The sequence below is a fragment of the Desulfogranum mediterraneum DSM 13871 genome, assembly GCF_000429965.1.
GTDB lineage: Bacteria > Desulfobacterota > Desulfobulbia > Desulfobulbales > Desulfobulbaceae > Desulfogranum > Desulfogranum mediterraneum.
Genome location: NZ_AUCW01000017.1, coordinates 67,879 through 83,388 on the forward strand (window position 1 = coordinate 67,879; position 15,510 = coordinate 83,388).

The following is a 15,510-nucleotide window of genomic DNA, read 5'->3' on the forward strand; positions in this document are numbered from 1 at the left end:
TATATCGGTATAGATCCTACCGCTTCTTCTCGGCAGGCAGGGTAATCATGCCCAGTTTCTGGAAACCGGCAGACTTAATATCCGCCATGGTCGCCACCACAAAACCATAGGGCACCTTTTTATCCGCTCGCAGGTAGACCGGTTCTTCCTTCTGCTCAGCAGAAAGGCCGGCCAACTGCTGCCTGAGCAGGCCGGCACTGACCTTAATCTTTCCCAGGTAGATCTCCCCATCTTCATGGATGGAGACCACCACCGGTTCTTCATGCTGACGCAGGGCCTTGGCAGTGGTGGTCGGCAGATCCACCTCCAAGCCCTGGGTCATCATCGGTGCAGTGACCATAAAAATAATCAGCAGGACCAGCATGACATCCACCAGCGGGGTGACGTTGATCTCTGCGACAAATCCTCTCCTGTTCCTGTTTCCTGACGGCCCCATGTCCTTCCTATGCTCGGGATAAGATGTCCCGTTCGATTAAGTTGAGAAAATCGGTACTGAAATTGGCAATATCAGACTCGGCGTCGGCCAGCTTGTTGGAATAGAAATTGAAAAAAATCACCGCAGGAATGGCGACGGCTAGCCCTGCGGCTGTGGCGACCAGGGCCTCGGAGATGCCGGGGGCGACCACGGCCAGAGAGGCAGAGCCCCGCTCACCGATATCTTTAAATGAGGTCATGATCCCCCATACCGTACCAAAGAGACCGATAAAGGGGGTGGCAGAGCCGGTGGTGGCGAGGAAGGCCAGGGAGCGGGAGATCCGATCGCTTTCCATGACCTGGGCCTTACGCACCGAACGTTTCAGATTCTCCATGGTGGCCAACTGCATCTCCAGGGTGGAGGAAGCGTCGTTGCCGGCGCGGGATGAGCTAATCTTCTTCAGCTCGCTATAGCCGGTGATAAAAACTGAGGCCTCGGGACTCTGGTTGTATTTCTGGGCCGCAGTAAAGGCCTCGTTCAAGGTCTTGCTGTTCCAAAAATCATCCAAAAAGGCCTGGGAGGCTGCCTGGGCACGTTTGAACAGCAGGTACTTCATCACGATTATGGACCAGGAGATCAGCGAAAAGGTCAACAAGGTGATCATCACCATCTTGACCATAAAACCCGCATTGAGCATCATTTCGATTATAGATAATGTCACGGTGTACCTGTACTGAAAAAAATTAAATGGGGGCGATCACGCAGGGTGGACGATATCTCCGCCTGCCGAAAGGCAAGGGAGTCTTTGGGCACCGACAAGGTAACCTAGCAAGTAACGTGCCAGACCAGCGTGTCTATCCCCGGCTTACAGAAAACCACGGGGACGGATTCGCCTTGCCAGCTGCGGCGGGGACCATCAGCGGCCGCTTAAGGCCGGAGCGGAGTTGCGCCTGCACGTTCTTTTACAGAGGAAAATATAAAGGAAAATTATAATTCTGTCGACCTTGATCTATGGATGGTGTAGAAATATTTTCGAAATATTTATCGATAGATAACGCACCTCTTTTCTGCCTGGCCGGAAAAAGTGTCTCTGTATACAGTTCAAACGGAGGAAATAGAATGTCTGACACCCTCTATGATGTTGTAATCATTGGAGCAGGCCCTGCCGGCATCCAAGCGGCAATCCACGCCTCACGAAAAAAAACCAGGGTCCTGATGCTTGGAAGGATCGAAAATTCTGCCCTCTACGGCGCCCATATTGAAAATTACGCCTTTGTCGGCGGAGTCACAGACGGCTGTGATATCTTGCGGGTCGGCATCGAGCAGGCCGAGACCTTTGGCACAGAGGTGTCCCCGGAAGATGTGCTGAAAATCAGCCAAGAGGCGGAGTTGTTCCTCCTGACCCTGGAAACCGGGCGGGAGATCATGACCAGGAGCCTGATCTTTGCCATGGGTGTCTCTAAAAAGAAACTCAAGGTGCCCGGGGAAAATGACTTTGCCGGCCGAGGCGTCAGTTACTGTGTGGACTGTGATGCCAACTTTTACCGGGGAGCCACCGTGGCCGTGACCGGCGACCGCAGCGCTGCCGTGGACGGCGCCCTGACCCTGCTCAACTATGCTGCCAAGGTCTACCTGGTGGGCGACCGGCTTTCGGTCTCGCCGGAACTGCTCAGCCGGCTGGAGGAGAGCGAGGTGGAATGGATCCAGGACACGATCACCGCCATCAAGGGTGAACATGCCGTGACCAGCATCCAACTCGACAGGGGCGAGCCCATTGTCACGGACGGCATCTTCATCGAGTTGGGCTCCAAGGGCGCCCTGGAACTGGCCACCCAGATCGGGGTACTCCTGGACACCGAATCGTTTAAATACATCCAGACCAACGCCAACAGGGAGACCAACATCCCCGGCATCTACGCTGCAGGTGACATCATCGGCCCTCCCTATCAGATGGCCAAGGCCGTGGGTGACGGCTGTGTGGCCGGCATGGCCGCAGCCACCTATGCCCGCAGCCTGCGTCGTCGGCAGCAGACGGAACAGGCCTGAGAGAGCGGCAGCCCCCCTCGAACGTCAAGGGGGCGCTGCCCTGCCACCGGTAACAGAGCAACCGGCCTAGCCGGCAAAACGCTGCTGCTCCTTCAAGGCCATGAGGTAGCGAAAAATCTCCCTACTGTGTTTGGGGTTCCTGGTCTGAACAAAGAGATAGGCCAATCGTAACAGGGTATATTCCTCTGCCCCTGGCAACTCTGCACAGATGGTGGCCACGGTTTCCGAATTCCACCGCTCCGACCACTCCAGCTCCTCCTCCTTGCACAGCTTGCGCTGGGCCAGGGCCTCGTTCACCAGGGAATCCCGCCAATACTCCACCTCGTGAAACTGCTTGGTCTTGATGAGTTCCCTGCCCCGGCGCTGGCCGATGAATGCATAGACCTCTTCCAGGTCCATGCCCTTCATCAGCTTGGTCACATACTTGACCTGTCGCTTTCTGGCGCCCCCTTTGAGATCGGCGATCTCCTGCAGGTAGGCTCGCACTTCCCGGGAACAGGGACACTGTCCTATAATCTGGCTGGGCAGAGCTGCAAGCTCCACCACCAATTTTTCCACTTCCTTGATTCTTCTCTTCTGTTCGGTTCGACTCAGCTGCACGATTCCGTCTCCACGGGCGGCGACCTCAGCTCTTCAGCCAAGGCCCTGTTGGTACAGGACCACCTTGTAAAATTGTTATTCCCTTCCAACCACGTCGTTACGCTCAAAATTGTATCCTCGGAATATCAAACATATGCCCGCGCTACAATTCACGGCGCGCCTTGACCTTGATCCAAAAATCGAATTTTCCAAGGTACCCATAAGGGTCAGCTGAAAGCTGTCAGCCGGGTTCCGACCCTGGGCTGTGGTTTGACTGCCCAGAGGCAGTGACCGCGCAGAGAGAGAAACCTGCCCAACTCCAGAAGGCAGGCACCCTACTCCATGGCTGACAAGGGGGAAAGGGGAAAGAAAAACTCCTGGCCAGATTAGATATCCTGGCCCTTTAAAAAATGACCGCCTTAGCCAGGCAGCGCAATCTGCTCGACTGCTCGACAAAGGCAGCGTAAGAGGGAGACCAAATACATTGCAGCAGCCCCCTCAGCTGACCCGGAGGGTGGGTGAGCTATTTATAGAGCGAACTCAGCGAATAAGGGATCCTACTGCTGTTCCAGCAGGGCAACCACCCGGTTCAGGATCTGATTGGCGGTCCCCTCCTTGGACATCAGGGGCAGTTCGGTCACCTGATTCTGCTCAACCAGGGTCACCTGGTTGGTATCCACGTCAAAGCCGGTGGTCGAGCCAAGGATGTCGTTGACCACGATCAGATCCGCCCCCTTCTCGGTGAGCTTGCGAAATCCTTCCTGGCGGTGATTCTGACTCTCTGCGGCAAAACCAACCAGGATCTGGCCCGGTCGACGGTTCTGACCCAAGGTAGCCAGGATGTCGTTATTCTTGACCAGATCCAGATGCATGGGTTCGGCCTTTTTCTTGATCTTATGCTCCTGGGCCGTCGCGGGGCGATAATCGGCCACTGCTGCGGCCTTGACAACCACTGCAGCCCCCTGTGCATGCTCCAGTACCGCACTTTCCATCTGCCTGGCAGACTGCACCCTGACCAGCTCGATCCCGGGAGGTGCGTCCAGGTCCACAGGACCGCTGACCAGGGTGACCTTGGCGCCTCGGCGCCGGGCGGCCCGGGCAAGGGCGTAGCCCATCTTGCCGCTGGAGCGGTTGGTCAGATAGCGGGCCGGGTCCAGGGCCTCCCGGGTGGGTCCGGCAGTGACAACCACCTTCCTGCCCTCAAGGTCATTGAGGGTGAGCGCCCCCAAGAGGGCCTCCCGGGCCACATCCCACTCAGGCAGCCGACCGGTGCCCTCTTCACCGCAGGCCAGAGAACCGCTGTCCGGGTCAACCAGCTGGTACCCGTAGCTGCGCAGACGTTCAAGGTTCTGCTGGCTTGCGGGATGAAGAAACATATTCGTGTTCATGGCAGGACAGATCACCACCGGTTTTCTGGCAGCCAGGACCGTGGTGGAAATCAGGTCATCGCCCATGCCGTGACTCAGTCGACTGAGGGTCTGGGCCGTGGCCGGTGCGATGAGCAGAATATCGGTATCCCGGGAAAGGTTGATGTGGGCCATGACCCCTTCGGGATCCTCTGCAAACATCTGCCGGTAGACCCGGTTACCGGAGAGGGCGGCAAAAGTCAGCGACGAGACAAACTCGCAGGCCGAGTCGGTCATCATCACCGTAACCAGGGCCTCTTCCTTAACCAACTCCCGTACCCATTCCGCTGCCTTATAGGCGGCAATGGAACCAGTGACTCCCAGCAGGACCCGCACCCCCTGCAACCCGGGTTTATCTGACTTAACGATACTTTCTTTCACAACATGAACCTTCTGCTACCTGTATGACGACAAGCTCTATCCGCGGCTCTCTGACCCGCGAAATTCCAACCAGACCGTGCCGAGTTACTGACTGATGGCCTCCCCAAAGGGATTGAGGGCGGTGGCTGCGGTGGCATCGATGGTGACATAAAAAGTCAGGCTGGTCTTGGCGACCAATCCCCCCTCACTGATAACCATCATACAGGTCTTGTTGGGCTTGACAAAGGCCAGCATCACGTCCTTGGATGAGGTCTCTCCCACCTGCTTCCACTTGTTATCCTGCATGGATTGGACCATGTAGTCCTTGAGCGACATCACCGAGACATCCCCCTTATAGACATAGACGCCACCACGAAAGGATTCGGTCTTGATGCCCATGGAGTTGGCCCGGTCCCACTCCAGCTCAGGCGGCAGTACAATATCCTGGATATCGCCGGCAAACCCGGGTACCGGGGGCAGGGTATCTGGACTCACACCCTCAGTGGAAGCAGCCACAGCACTTTTATTGGCAGTACAACCGCTGACGGCAAAGAGGGAAGCCATCAGCATGGCAATCAGAACACAGGTGACGCTACTCTTTTTCATTTAAGCAATTCCTCCGATTATGGTATGAAATATCGTTACTCTCAATCACGGTACCGGCCTGCCGACGGACAGGGGCACCCGCTTGCTGCTGGATTCAACAAAACCCTTGATCCTCTCTGCTGCCAGCAGGTAAGATACCAGTTGTAAAAAAATAAGGATTTAATGTCAATAACCAATCTCTGTGCTATATAGCCTTGTTTTTTTCAACAAATCATTTATCCTCCCCCCCTTTGCCGATTCCTACCCAGCCATTGACAGGGGCACAGGCCTTATCTTGCTCCGGTCAAGGGAAGAGCCAGGGAACTAAGTACCCGAAAAAGCAGGATCACCATGGATCAACAACCCCCTTCAGCAGGCCAGCTGCCTCCTGGAATCGAATTAATCGATACCCACTGCCACCTTGACATGGAAGCCTATCACCATGACCTGGAGACAGTACTCCAGGCTGCCGCCGAGGCCGGAGTCTCCAGGATTATCACCATCGGGATCGACCTGGAGAGCTCCAGGCGTGCCGTGAGCCTGGCCGAACAGCATCCTAACATCTACGCCAGCGTGGGCATCCACCCCCACGATGCCCAAGGGGCCTCAGCCCCGGTCCTGAACCAGCTGGCCCAGTTGGCTCTACACCCCAAGGTTGTAGCCTACGGCGAAATCGGCCTGGACTATGCAAAGAAATACGCCCCTGTCCCGGTGCAGCAGGCCGCCTTTGCCAGTCAACTCCGGCTGGCCCGGCAGTTGGAGCTGCCGGTGATCATCCATGACCGCGATGCCCACCAGGACACCCTCCACCATCTCCGCCAGCTCTCGGATTTTCCGGCAGGCGGAGTGATGCACTGCTTTTCCGGTGATCTGGACTTTGCCCGCCAGGTGATCGAGCTGGGCTTCTACCTCTCCATCCCCGGCATTGTCACCTTTAAAAACGCCCGCGACCTCCATGAGGTGGTCCGTGAGATTGACCTCCGCCACCTGATCCTGGAAACCGACGGCCCCTTTCTAGCGCCGGTCCCCTTTCGCGGCAAACGCAACACCCCTGACAAGGTGCTGCATACCGCCCGGATGGTTGCCGACTTGAAACAGATTCCCCTGTCGGAAGTTGCCCAGGCAACCAGCCGTAATGCCCGGGCCCTCTTCCAACTGCCAACCGAAACAACCAGATCATGATCACAACCAACTTTCAACAGATCCGCGACCAGATTGCACAATGCGCCCTTGACTGCGGCAGAGATCCCCAAACCGTCCAGCTCCTGGCGGTATCCAAGCGCAAGCCCATCGAACTGATCAAGCAGGCCCGCCTCTGCGGACAGACGCTGTTTGGGGAAAACTATATCCAGGAGGCGGCCGAGAAGATTCCGAGCCTGCCCAGCGATATCAACTGGCACTTCATCGGCCACCTGCAGAGCAACAAGGCTAAGCTGGCGGCAAGCCTCTTTGACTGTATCCAGACCGTGGACAGCCTCAAACTTGCCACCCTGCTGGCCAAGCATGCCACGGCCCAGAACAGATCCATCTCCATCCTGATCCAGGTCAATATCGGCCGGGAAGAACAGAAGGCAGGGGTGGCCCCTGAAGAGGTCGAAGGCTTGCTGACTCAGATCAGGGAAAGCACCAGCATCCGCGTGAGCGGCCTGATGACCATCCCGCCCCTGGCAGCGGATCCAGAGGCCACCCGGCCCCTGTTCAGGGCGACCCGGGAACTGGCCGAGAGTTTGGCGGCAAAACAACTCTTCAGCGATAACGACAACATCCAGCTCTCGATGGGCATGTCCGGAGACTTCCCGGTGGCCATCCAGGAGGGCGCCACCATCATACGCATAGGAACGGCACTCTTTGGTGCCAGAGAATAGTTCAAGGAGAACCCATGAATATTACCATGATCGGCACGGGCTATGTGGGCCTGGTCACCGGAACCTGTTTTGCAGAGTTTGGCCATATGGTCACCTGTGTGGACAAGGTGGAGGAGAAAATCACCAAGCTCAAAGAGGGGGTAATCCCCATCTACGAGCCAGGCCTGGATACCCTGGTGAAAAAAAATATCAGCGAAGGTCGCCTCTGCTTCACCACCGACATCACCCAGGCCGTACCCAAGGCTGATGCGGTCTTCATTGCCGTGGGCACGCCAAGCTCACGCCGCGGCGACGGCTATGCCGACCTGACCTATATCTATGACGCTGCCCGAGAGGTTGCCGCCCACCTGGAGGGCTATACCGTGGTGGTTGACAAGAGTACGGTACCTGTCGGCACCGCCCGTCAGGTCAGCAGGATCATCGCTGAGACCAATCCGAAAGCTGAGTTTGACGTGGCCTCCAACCCCGAATTTCTCCGCGAAGGAGCCGCCATCTCTGATTTTATGCGGCCGGACCGGGTGGTGATCGGCATAGAGACCGAACGCGCCGAAGAGATCCTCCGGGAAATCTACATGCCGCTCTATCTCCGCGACACCCCCATTGTCAGCACCACCATCGAAACCGCAGAACTCGCCAAGTATGCGGCCAACGCCTTTTTGGCCGTGAAGATCAGCTTCATCAACGAGATCGCCAACGTCTGCGAGGCCGTGGGGGCCAATGTCACCGATATTGCCAAGGCCATCGGCATGGACGGCCGGATCGGCTCCAAGTTTCTCCACCCTGGACCCGGGTATGGCGGTTCCTGCTTTCCCAAAGATACCCTGGCCCTGATGCGCATCGTCCAGGAGCATGGGGAAAACGTCCGGGTGGTTGAGGCTGCGGTGGAGGTCAATGCAGCCCAGAAGGCCAGGATGGTGAAAAAGATCCGCGAGATGGTCGGAGGTTCGGTGGCCGGCAAGACCATTGCTGTCCTGGGGCTGACCTTTAAACCGGAGACCGATGATATGCGCGATGCCCCGGCCGCGACCATCCTGCCGGCCCTGTTGGAGAAGGGGGCCCGGATCAAGGCCCATGACCCCCAGGGCATGGAAGAGGCCAGGGCCTACCTGCCGGCCGGCATCGAGTACCAGGAGAACGCCTATCAGGCTGCGGCCGAGGCAGACTGCGTGGTGCTGATGACCGAGTGGAATCAGTACCGGGCCCTGGACCTGGAGCGGATCAAGACGAGCATGAAGGCAGCGGTCTTTGTTGACCTGCGCAATGTCTATGATCCGGTGCGGATGAAGAGCCTGGGCTTCAACTACACCGGTGTCGGCAACCGCTGAGCCGCCCCCAGCCCGGCTCGCTTGCCGGGCAGAGCCGGCTGCATAAAAAAAGCCTCTACATCGGAGATGATGCAGAGGCTTTTTGGGTCTCTTCCCCGCAGGCGGAGAGAGGGGCTGCACTCCTCAGCGGAGAACAGCCATGACGGGTGGAGGATTAGCCCCGACGGTTGGCGCGCTTGGCAGCTTTCAGCGGGTTGATCCGGACCTTGACCACCTTGACCTCCGGCTTGGCATGGGTTGCAAAGTTGCAGATCCCCAGCCGCCACTTGGCACCGGGCTGTGCATAGGTGTTACAAAACTTTGCACTGTCAACTTCTACGATCCGCTCACAACCTTCACACTGCTCGATGACCGGTTGAAATGCTCCCTCACTGAACTTTGCTGTCTCATTGCTCTGCATATTGCCAACTCCATAAAAAATATAAACTTTTTCTTGAATCAAGAAAAAAACTTCCATACAATATCATAAATTGCGACCAGAGGACGCATTGCCCGCAAAAAAAATAAATTTATAAAGGCTATCCCTGCATCTGTCAACAACTTATCTTCAACTGCCTTGAAAAAGTCTCGGCGTGTTGTCCGGAGAATACCCAATGCCCATTTATATATGGAAAGGAAAGAACAGCTACGGAGAGAAGCGCAAAGGGGAACTGGAGGCCCCTGACGAAGGCTCTGCCCTGGCCCAACTCAGGCGTCTTCGTATGGATAATATCCGGATCAAAGAAAAGCCCAAGGATCTCCTGGAGAACATTCCCCTGTTCAAGCCCAAGGTCACCGGCAAGGATGTGGTCATCTTTACCCGGCAGCTCTCCACCATGATCGACGCCGGCCTGCCCCTGGTCCAGTGCCTCCAGATCCTGGGCAAGCAGCAGAGCAACACCACCTTTAAAAAAGTTCTCCTGGAAATCCAGGGTGACGTGGAGACCGGAACCACCCTGGCAGATTCCATGCGCAAGCACCCCAAGGTCTTTGACAACCTCTACTCCAACATGATCGAAGCCGGTGAGCTCGGCGGTATCCTGGATACCATCCTCTCCAGGCTGGCGGTCTTTAAGGAGAAGTCCATGGCCCTGCAGAAGAAGATCAAGGGAGCCATGACCTACCCTGCCATCTGTCTGGGAATCTCCATCATCATCCTGGTGGTCATCCTTGTCTTTGTGGTCCCGGTCTTTGACCGGATGTTCCAGGATTTCGGCTCGGCCCTGCCTGCTCCCACCCAGCTGGTGGTGGATATGAGCAACTTCTTCAAGGGCAACTTCATCTACCTGATCATCGTCGCCTTCGTCCTCAGCTGGATTGTCAAGCGGATCTACGGTACGGAAAAGGGGCGGCTAAGGATCGACAGCCTCCTGCTGAAAACCCCGGTGGTCGGCACCCTGCTGCGCCGGGTGGCGGTGGCAAAGTTCACCCGGACCCTGAGCACCATGCTCCAAAGTGGCGTTCCCATCCTTGAAGCCCTAGAAGTTGTTGGCAAAACTTCTGGGAATAAGGTAATAGAGAGAGCTGTTTTTCGAACCGCGGAGTCCATTGCCGAGGGTCGCCCCATTGCCGAGCCCCTGGAGGAGTCCGGGGTCTTCCCCAACATGGTGGTCCAGATGATCAATGTCGGTGAATCCGTGGGTGCCCTGGATACCATGCTGGAGAAGATTGCTGACTTTTATGACGAGGAGGTTGATCAGGCAGTGGACAACCTGACGGCCATGATCGAACCCTTTATGATGGTTTTTCTCGGCGGCATGATCGGCGGGCTGGTGGTGGCCATGTATCTGCCGATCTTTAAGATGGCCAGCGTGGTCTAAGGGCAAACACTCATTTATTATTAATATATCAGAAGAGATCGTTCACCACTCTTTAGAAATTTACGGAGAATAGAGTCATGGGAGAAATCGTCGATATCGTTGCACGCGAAGTACTGGATTCCAGGGGAAACCCTACGGTGGAGGTTGAGGTCTACCTGGAGACAGGGGTCATGGGCAGGGCCGCCGTACCTTCCGGCGCCTCCACCGGCCAGCGTGAGGCCCTGGAGTTGCGTGATACCAAGAAGAAGCGCTACAACGGCAAAGGTGTGCTCCAGGCCGTCAAAAACGTCAACGAGCTGATCACCCCTGCCCTGCTCGGTCGGGAATCGGCCAATCAGGTCCTGCTGGACCAGATCATGCTCAAGCTGGACAATACCGCCAACAAGAAGAAGCTTGGCGCCAACGCCATCCTCGGTGTTTCCATGGCCGTGGCCAAGGCCAGCGCCGCTGAGCTGGAGCTGCCCCTGTACAACTATCTGGGCGGGGTCAATGCCAAGGTCCTGCCTGTACCGATGATGAACATCCTCAACGGCGGAGCCCACGCCGACAACAATGTCGATATCCAGGAGTTCATGATCCTACCCGTGGGTGCCAAGAGTTTTGCAGAGGCCCTGCGTATGGGAACCGAGACCTTTCACGCCCTGAAATCCGTGCTCAAAGGCCGTGGCCTGCAGACCGCGGTCGGCGATGAGGGCGGCTTCGCCCCCAACCTCAGCTCCAACGAGGAGGCCATGGAGGCTATCCTGGAGGGGATCGTCCAGGCCGGCTACAAGCCTGGTAAGGATATCTTCATCGGCATCGATGCCGCTGCCAGCGAATTCTACATGGCCAAGGATAAGAAGTATGTCCTGAATGCCGAGAAAAAACCGAAGAAAGACGCCGAGCAGTTGATCAAATTTTATGCCAACTGGGTCAAGCAGTACCCCCTGATCTCCATTGAAGACGGCCTGGATGAGTCAGATTGGGACGGCTGGAAGGCCCTGACCCAGGAGTTGGGAGGAAAGATTCAACTGGTCGGAGACGATATCTTTGTCACCAATACCGCTATCCTTCAAAAAGGGATCAGTCGGCAGGTGGCCAACTCCATTCTGATCAAACTCAATCAGATCGGCACGGTGACCGAGACCATCGATGCCGTGGACATGGCCCACCGGGCAGGATATACGGCGGTTATCTCCCATCGCTCCGGCGAGACCGAAGATGCCACCATCGCCGACCTGGCGGTTGCCCTCAATGCCGGTCAGATTAAAACCGGTGCCCCCTCACGCAGTGATCGGGTGGCAAAGTACAATCAACTCCTTCGCATTGAGGAAGAACTTGGTGAGGCAGCCCTCTATGCAGGCAAGGGCGCCTTTCACTTTCTTCAATAATCAGGATTGACAAGCGGTATAAGCCCTGCATACTATATATGCAGGAACAAATTCCAAACAAAAGATTGAAACTTCGCTCCATTAGGAGGTGAACAATGACCCTGACTAAGGCTGATTTAGTACAGCAAATCTACAAGACCCATCCAACGTTGACCAAATCGCAATCCACAGAATCTGTGGAGACCTTCCTGATGTTATCTAAATCTTCCCTTATTAATGGCCAGGATCTATTACTGAGTGGCTTTGGCAAGTTCAACATCAAAGACAAAAAATCCAGACGCGGCCGAAATCCTCAAACCGGGAGCGAACTGATACTCGATGCCAGACGGGTTGTTACCTTCAAGCCCTCCGGGATCCTCCGTTCACGGATCAACGCCAACCGATAAGCCTGCTTTTTGCAGTGAGCGTGAGGGGCCTCATCGATGATGAGGCCCCTCTTTTTATTAACCCCCACCTGCCCCTGTACCGTGATTCCCAGCCATACTATCAAGCACCTGCCCCTGAAACAGATCAGCCCCTGCTCCTCCACCTATCCTGATTTCATCGACGAAACCGTGGATCCGGCAACGCTGAGTGCCATCTCACAGCATGGCCTGCTCCTGCCCCTGCTTGTCCAGCAGGGCGAAGATGAGCCGCTCTGCGCCCTGCTCCTTTCCGGCCATCGTCAACTCGCGGCCTGCAGCCAGCTGAAGCTGAGCACGGTTCCCTGTCTGGTGCTGAGCGTGGAGACGCCACCCTTCCAGCGACTCTCGCTGCTCTGTGCCCATCGACGCCTGGGTGGGGTGCCCAGCCCCCTTGAAGACGCCTTGGTCGCCAGGGAGGCCTCTGCCCGACTCTCCGGGGAAGAACTGTTTCAGCTCCTTGAGCTGATGGGCTACAGGGGCAACCAACACGCCCTGGCCGGGCTGCTGGCCCTGCTGGAGTTGGCCCCCTCTGCCCAGGAGGCAATCCATGGGAGACTGATCCCGGCCAAGGCTGCTACTCAGTTAGCCAAGCTCACCCACCAGGATCAAGGGCTGGTGGTCCACTCCATCAAAAGGTATCATTTCGGCGGTTCCAAGCAGAACAGGCTCCTTGAGCTGGTCATCGAAATGACCCGAAGGCAAGAGTGCAGCTTTGCTGAACTTTTGGCGATGCTGCCGGAGCAGGCAAGTCCGGACACGAACAATATCCCCCAGCAGGGCGCCCGTCTGCTTGAACAGTTGCACAACCTCCATGCCCCCCAAAGGATCGAAGCCGAGGCAGCCTTTCAACGTTTTGTCCAAGGTCTGCAGCTCCCGGCCCAGGTGGAGGTCACCCCCTCTCCTGCCTTTGAACGGGACAGTTGTACGGTCACCATGACCTTTCCCAGCCAGGAGGCCCTCAGGGAGCAGGTCGCTCAACTCCAGGCAATGTTTGCCTCGTCCTAGGCGGGAAAATGGCGGTAGCCGGTGAAGAGCAGGTCGCTGCCCAGGGCGGTGATCGAGGTTTCCACAAAGCCTGCTCCCGCTTCTCGTTGATTGATACCGTAACCCTTCAGCAGAGGTGTGCCCTGGTCGCCGATAAAAAATGGCGCATAGAAGAGGCAGACCTGATCCACCAGGTCTGCCTGAAGAAAGCTGCCATGAATCCGGGACCCGCCTTCGACCAGGAGTGCGTTGATCCCTTCCTCTCCCAGGTGCGCCAGGAGTGCGTTGAGGTCGAGACCTCCATCCGGGTATAGGGGAAGGCGCACCACCCTTGCCCCGGCCGCCTCCAACTGCTGCTGCCGCTCTTCACTGGCCGCGGTTCCACAGTAGACCCAGGTCTCTGCCTCCGAATCCTGGTGCAGCATCCTGGCTGCGGGGGGCAGGCGGAGACTGGTGTCGACAATGATCCGTAAGGGGTCCTGCCCTTTGCCGGTTCCGAGCCTGGTGGTCAGGCTCGGATCATCGCTCAGGGCGGTGCCCACGCCGATGAGAATGGCATCAACCCGGTCTCTGATTTGGTGGACGCGCTCACCGGACGCGGGCCCGGTAATCTTGCCGCCCTCTCCCTTGCGGTAACTGATCCTGCCATCAAGGCTGAGGCCAGCCTTCATGATCACCCAGGGTAAACCGGTGGCTATATGTTTGAGAAAGGGATAGTTCAAGGCACGACACTCCTTCTCCAGGATCCCATGGCAGACCGTTAGCCCTGCCTGCTCCAAACATTCCATACCCTTCCCGGCCACATGTGGATTAGGATCCAACATCCCGATCACCACCCGGGCAATGCCACTCTTCAAGATGGCCTGGGTACAGGGTGGGGTGCGACCGGTATGGTTGCAGGGCTCCAGGGTAACATAGATGGTGGCCCCCCTGGCCGAAGCAGAGGCATCGGCCAGGGCGTGGACCTCTGCATGGGGGGTACCCGCCTTGCGGTGATACCCCCGGCCCACGATCCTGCCTTCACGGACGACGACAGCGCCCACTGCGGGGTTTGGAGAGGTTCGGCCAAGCCCTTTACGGGCTTCGGCCAGAGCGATTTCCATGAACCGCTGATCATCATCGAAACTCGACATCAACAGGGACTCCTTGCTTAACTTTCTTTGCCTTCCTGGGATTTGCCCAGGAAAAGCTTCAACTCATCCATAAACTCATTCACATCCTTAAACTGCCGGTAAACAGAGGCAAACCTGACATAGGCGACCTCGTCAAGGGCAGGCAAAGACTCCATGACCCACTCCCCGATCTGCCTGGTGGAAACCTCCTTGCCTGCGGCATCCTGGAGGCGCAGTTCGATGGCATCGACAAAGGCATCGATATCGGTCATACTCACCGGAAGTTTTTCGCAGGCCTTTTCCAGGCCAGCCACAATCTTGCCTCGGTTCCAGGGCTCCCGACGGCCATCTTTTTTGATCAGCATGGGCAGCATCAACTCGATCCGTTCATAGGTGGTGAATCGCTGCCGACAGGAGGCACAGGCTCTACGTCGACGGATAATGGTCTTGTCCTTATTCACCCTGGAGTCGATGACCCTGTTTTCCAGGTGGCCACAGTAGGGACATTTCATGATAGTTCTCTATATATGAGGATAGCTTGAAAAATTCATGTAATAGCAATTTCGCAAGGTAGCCATGGGTAATGACAAGTACCGCTGTCCTTGGTTGTTCAGGGGCGCACGCTCCCCTGGTTGCGCGGTACTGCCCGGTCGGTACTGCCTGGTGATGCCTGGTGGTGCCGGTCCGGCATCACTTATCGGTGGAATTCCCTCCCGAAACCGGAAGCCAACGCCTTGATAAATTTCCCATAAAAAAACCGGTAGCCTTATCTAAAAAGCATACCGGTTCATTCGTTTTCCCCAGGACAATCAGCCGGGTTTCAGTCCAGCATCTGAATGCGCCGGAGATGACGTCCTCCACTAAATTCGGTCTTCAGCCAGACATCAACAATCTGCAGAGCCAGTGCTCCGCCGATGACGCGACCTCCAAGGCAGAGCACATTGGCGTCATTGTGTTCCCTGCTCATCTGTGCTGAAAAAGGTTCACTGCAGAGGGCAGCCCTGATACCTGGATGCCGGTTGGCGGCAATGGAGATGCCGATACCGGTACCACAGATCAATATCCCGCGCTCACACTCTCCGCCGGCCACCGCCTTGCAGACAGCAGCGGCAATGTCAGGGTAGTCGACCGAGTCGCTGGAATAGCAGCCATAGTCAACGACCTCGCAGTCGCAGTCTTTCAGGACAGCTGCAATCTCCTGCTTAAGGCCAAAGCCCCCATGGTCACAGCCAAGTGCAATCTTCACTCTGTTCTCCTTGC

General features: G+C 56.7%; 17 protein-coding genes. 8 read left to right on the top strand and 9 right to left on the bottom strand.

Going from position 1 to position 15,510, the window contains the following annotated elements:
* Positions 1-16: 16 nt before the first annotated feature.
* Together tolR and tolQ are read right to left on the bottom strand one after the other, a co-directional pair.
* A complete protein-coding gene (tolR, locus tag G494_RS0108995) occupies positions 17-436 on the bottom strand; it encodes a protein TolR (RefSeq protein WP_028584265.1) in 420 nt (139 codons plus the stop codon).
* A 7-nt stretch (positions 437-443) separates the two neighbouring features.
* Positions 444-1,136: a protein TolQ gene (gene tolQ / locus G494_RS0109000; RefSeq protein ID WP_028584266.1), complete on the bottom strand. Its 693-nt coding sequence runs from the start codon at positions 1,134-1,136 to the stop codon at positions 444-446.
* 398 nt (positions 1,137-1,534) lie between these two features.
* On the opposite strand from tolQ, the gene G494_RS0109005 reads away from it, so the two are divergent.
* Positions 1,535-2,461 carry an NAD(P)/FAD-dependent oxidoreductase gene (locus tag G494_RS0109005; RefSeq protein WP_028584267.1) on the top strand — a complete coding sequence of 309 codons (927 nt, stop codon included), beginning with the start codon at positions 1,535-1,537 and terminating at the stop codon, positions 2,459-2,461.
* Positions 2,462-2,527: 66 nt separating this feature from the next.
* On the opposite strand, the gene yjgA is transcribed toward G494_RS0109005, so the two are convergent.
* The 3 genes from yjgA to G494_RS22665 form a co-directional block, all read right to left on the bottom strand.
* Complete coding sequence (gene yjgA, locus G494_RS0109010; protein WP_028584268.1) at positions 2,528-3,061, bottom strand: ribosome biogenesis factor YjgA; 534 nt, start codon at positions 3,059-3,061, stop codon at positions 2,528-2,530.
* Positions 3,062-3,597: 536 nt separating this feature from the next.
* The gene (gene coaBC / locus G494_RS0109015; RefSeq protein ID WP_051305552.1) at positions 3,598-4,827 is read right to left on the bottom strand and encodes a bifunctional phosphopantothenoylcysteine decarboxylase/phosphopantothenate--cysteine ligase CoaBC; all 1,230 of its coding nucleotides are present in this window, start codon (positions 4,825-4,827) and stop codon (positions 3,598-3,600) included.
* Positions 4,828-4,911: 84 nt separating this feature from the next.
* The gene (locus G494_RS22665; protein ID WP_051305553.1) at positions 4,912-5,412 is read right to left on the bottom strand and encodes a hypothetical protein; all 501 of its coding nucleotides are present in this window, start codon (positions 5,410-5,412) and stop codon (positions 4,912-4,914) included.
* A gap of 330 nt (positions 5,413-5,742) precedes the next feature.
* Here G494_RS22665 and G494_RS0109025 point away from each other — a divergent pair, with 330 nt between their 5' ends.
* From G494_RS0109025 to G494_RS0109035, 3 genes are read left to right on the top strand one after another with little or no spacing between them, the layout of a single operon-like run.
* Complete coding sequence (locus G494_RS0109025) at positions 5,743-6,573, top strand: TatD family hydrolase (protein ID WP_051305554.1); 831 nt, start codon at positions 5,743-5,745, stop codon at positions 6,571-6,573.
* Complete coding sequence (locus G494_RS0109030) at positions 6,570-7,256, top strand: YggS family pyridoxal phosphate-dependent enzyme (RefSeq protein WP_028584271.1); 687 nt, start codon at positions 6,570-6,572, stop codon at positions 7,254-7,256. The genes G494_RS0109025 and G494_RS0109030 overlap by 4 nt, the downstream gene beginning before the upstream one ends.
* Before the next feature lie 14 nt (positions 7,257-7,270).
* Complete coding sequence (locus tag G494_RS0109035) at positions 7,271-8,581, top strand: UDP-glucose dehydrogenase family protein (protein ID WP_028584272.1); 1,311 nt, start codon at positions 7,271-7,273, stop codon at positions 8,579-8,581.
* Positions 8,582-8,735: 154 nt separating this feature from the next.
* On the opposite strand, the gene G494_RS0109040 is transcribed toward G494_RS0109035, so the two are convergent.
* Positions 8,736-8,981 carry a PxxKW family cysteine-rich protein gene (locus G494_RS0109040; RefSeq protein WP_028584273.1) on the bottom strand — a complete coding sequence of 82 codons (246 nt, stop codon included), beginning with the start codon at positions 8,979-8,981 and terminating at the stop codon, positions 8,736-8,738.
* A 193-nt stretch (positions 8,982-9,174) separates the two neighbouring features.
* On the opposite strand from G494_RS0109040, the gene G494_RS0109045 reads away from it, so the two are divergent.
* From G494_RS0109045 to G494_RS0109060, 4 genes are all read left to right on the top strand, one after another.
* Positions 9,175-10,380, top strand: coding sequence for a type II secretion system F family protein (locus G494_RS0109045; RefSeq protein WP_028584274.1), 1,206 nt, complete (start codon positions 9,175-9,177; stop codon positions 10,378-10,380).
* 77 nt (positions 10,381-10,457) lie between these two features.
* Positions 10,458-11,750, top strand: coding sequence for a phosphopyruvate hydratase (gene eno, locus G494_RS0109050; protein ID WP_028584275.1), 1,293 nt, complete (start codon positions 10,458-10,460; stop codon positions 11,748-11,750).
* Between the two features lie 95 nt (positions 11,751-11,845).
* Positions 11,846-12,136, top strand: a complete 291-nt coding sequence (locus G494_RS0109055; protein WP_028584276.1) for an integration host factor subunit alpha — start codon at positions 11,846-11,848, stop codon at positions 12,134-12,136.
* 36 nt (positions 12,137-12,172) lie between these two features.
* A complete protein-coding gene (locus G494_RS0109060; RefSeq protein ID WP_028584277.1) occupies positions 12,173-13,159 on the top strand; it encodes a ParB N-terminal domain-containing protein in 987 nt (328 codons plus the stop codon).
* On the opposite strand, the gene ribD is transcribed toward G494_RS0109060, so the two are convergent.
* The 3 genes from ribD to rpiB all read right to left on the bottom strand — a co-directional run bounded on the left by ribD (position 13,156) and on the right by rpiB (position 15,496).
* A complete protein-coding gene (ribD, locus tag G494_RS0109065; RefSeq protein ID WP_035246005.1) occupies positions 13,156-14,271 on the bottom strand; it encodes a bifunctional diaminohydroxyphosphoribosylaminopyrimidine deaminase/5-amino-6-(5-phosphoribosylamino)uracil reductase RibD in 1,116 nt (371 codons plus the stop codon). The two genes, G494_RS0109060 and ribD, sit on opposite strands and share 4 nt — an antisense overlap.
* Before the next feature lie 17 nt (positions 14,272-14,288).
* Positions 14,289-14,762: a transcriptional regulator NrdR gene (nrdR, locus tag G494_RS0109070; RefSeq protein WP_028584279.1), complete on the bottom strand. Its 474-nt coding sequence runs from the start codon at positions 14,760-14,762 to the stop codon at positions 14,289-14,291.
* A 308-nt stretch (positions 14,763-15,070) separates the two neighbouring features.
* Positions 15,071-15,496 (bottom strand): ribose 5-phosphate isomerase B, encoded by a 426-nt coding sequence (gene rpiB, locus G494_RS0109075; RefSeq protein ID WP_028584280.1) that lies wholly within the window; start codon positions 15,494-15,496, stop codon positions 15,071-15,073.
* Between the last annotated feature and the right edge of the window lie 14 nt (positions 15,497-15,510).

Coding starts and splice junctions, on each gene's coding strand:
- G494_RS0109045 (WP_028584274.1), top strand. CDS start 9,175: ATGCCCATTTATATATGGAAAGGAAAGAACAGCTACGGAGAGAAGCGC.
- tolR (WP_028584265.1), bottom strand. CDS start 436: ATGGGGCCGTCAGGAAACAGGAACAGGAGAGGATTTGTCGCAGAGATC.
- G494_RS0109005 (WP_028584267.1), top strand. CDS start 1,535: ATGTCTGACACCCTCTATGATGTTGTAATCATTGGAGCAGGCCCTGCC.
- nrdR (WP_028584279.1), bottom strand. CDS start 14,762: ATGAAATGTCCCTACTGTGGCCACCTGGAAAACAGGGTCATCGACTCC.
- G494_RS0109030 (WP_028584271.1), top strand. CDS start 6,570: ATGATCACAACCAACTTTCAACAGATCCGCGACCAGATTGCACAATGC.
- ribD (WP_035246005.1), bottom strand. CDS start 14,271: ATGTCGAGTTTCGATGATGATCAGCGGTTCATGGAAATCGCTCTGGCC.
- G494_RS0109060 (WP_028584277.1), top strand. CDS start 12,173: ATGATGAGGCCCCTCTTTTTATTAACCCCCACCTGCCCCTGTACCGTG.
- eno (WP_028584275.1), top strand. CDS start 10,458: ATGGGAGAAATCGTCGATATCGTTGCACGCGAAGTACTGGATTCCAGG.
- G494_RS0109025 (WP_051305554.1), top strand. CDS start 5,743: ATGGATCAACAACCCCCTTCAGCAGGCCAGCTGCCTCCTGGAATCGAA.
- G494_RS0109055 (WP_028584276.1), top strand. CDS start 11,846: ATGACCCTGACTAAGGCTGATTTAGTACAGCAAATCTACAAGACCCAT.
- G494_RS22665 (WP_051305553.1), bottom strand. CDS start 5,412: ATGAAAAAGAGTAGCGTCACCTGTGTTCTGATTGCCATGCTGATGGCT.
- G494_RS0109040 (WP_028584273.1), bottom strand. CDS start 8,981: ATGCAGAGCAATGAGACAGCAAAGTTCAGTGAGGGAGCATTTCAACCG.
- G494_RS0109035 (WP_028584272.1), top strand. CDS start 7,271: ATGAATATTACCATGATCGGCACGGGCTATGTGGGCCTGGTCACCGGA.